General features: G+C 42.5%; 2 protein-coding genes. One reads left to right on the top strand and one right to left on the bottom strand.

Features of this window, described 5'->3' with window-relative positions; genetic code table 11:
• On the bottom strand, positions 1-369 hold a 369-nt coding region (locus ACRC27_RS13235), incomplete at its 3' end, for a LysR family transcriptional regulator (RefSeq protein WP_438640090.1).
• Between the two features lie 131 nt (positions 370-500).
• Between ACRC27_RS13235 and ACRC27_RS13230 the strand changes: the two genes are divergently transcribed.
• Positions 501-1,153, top strand: a 653-nt coding sequence (locus ACRC27_RS13230; RefSeq protein ID WP_438640089.1) for a thiamine pyrophosphate-binding protein, incomplete at its 3' end; no start/stop codon positions are given.

Genomic DNA, 1,153 nt, shown 5'->3' with positions numbered 1-1,153 from the left:
CTCCAACTCAACATGTGGGCAACGCGAACGAAATGCAAAAATAATATCAGGGAAATAAACAGCACTGATCACAGGGGGTAAACCTACCCGTAATGTACCAGTAATATCTTCACCCATATCATGCAGCTCTTTGTACAGATTACGCTCTTGCTGAAGAATATTTTCCGCATAACGTAATAAAATATGCCCTCTCTCTGTTAAACGTACTCCTCTGGGTTCACGAATGAGTAACTCTCCCCCAACCTTATCCTCAAGTTGCTTAATCGCGCGGCTGATGGCTGGCTGTGTAACATGCAATATTTCTGTTGCTCGACCAAACCCATTCTGCCGAATAACCTCAACAAAGTAGTGCAATTCTCGTAATTTCATTGGTTTACCATATTGAATAACTTTTTGTTATGGGTTGGATAAAAACAAAGCATTTCCATTATGGGGATAAGCGGCAAATACTGCAAATACAGACGAGACATCTTTCAATATTGCAATAAGGAAACCTCATTATGGCTAAAACGGTTGTTCAACATCTGCTATCACGTTTGTATGATTTGGGTATTACCGATATTTTCGGGGTGCCTGGCGATTATGCATTCCCGATTGAAGATGCGGTGTGTGAAGATGCGCGTTTACGGTGGATTGGTAACTGTAATGAACTTAATGCGGCATATGCCGCTGATGGTTATGCACGAATTCATGGTATGGCCGTGTTAAACACAACGTTTGCGGTTGGTGAGCTGAGTGCTATCAACGGGATAGCGGGTGCGTTTGCAGAGTCTTTACCTATTTTTCATCTTGTTGGTATGCCATCAAGTACGGTTCAAGCATCGGGTGCTATTGTGCATCACACATTAGGTAATGGGCATTTTGATCTGTTTTCTGATGCGACTAAACATTTTGTGTGTGCACATACTATTTTAACACCTGACAACTGTGTTACAGAAACTGAACGAGTGATTACTGCTGCACTGCGTTACCGTAAACCTGTTTATATTGGCTTGCCGAGTGATTATGCTGAAATGCCGATTGTTGAGTCGGCCATACCCGAAAATATTTATGAGTTATCTGCCGCGATGCCACAAAGTGATGCTGCCGAACTTCATTCAGCGGTAGAGGCCATTGCACAGTGTCTCACTCAATCAGTAAAACCATGTGTATT

It is taken from the genome of Plesiomonas sp. (genome assembly GCF_051650925.1).
Classification (GTDB): domain Bacteria; phylum Pseudomonadota; class Gammaproteobacteria; order Enterobacterales; family CAMTGL01; genus Plesiomonas.
The sequence above is the reverse complement of the archived record's forward strand: the minus strand, read 5'-3'. Positions and strand labels throughout refer to the sequence as shown.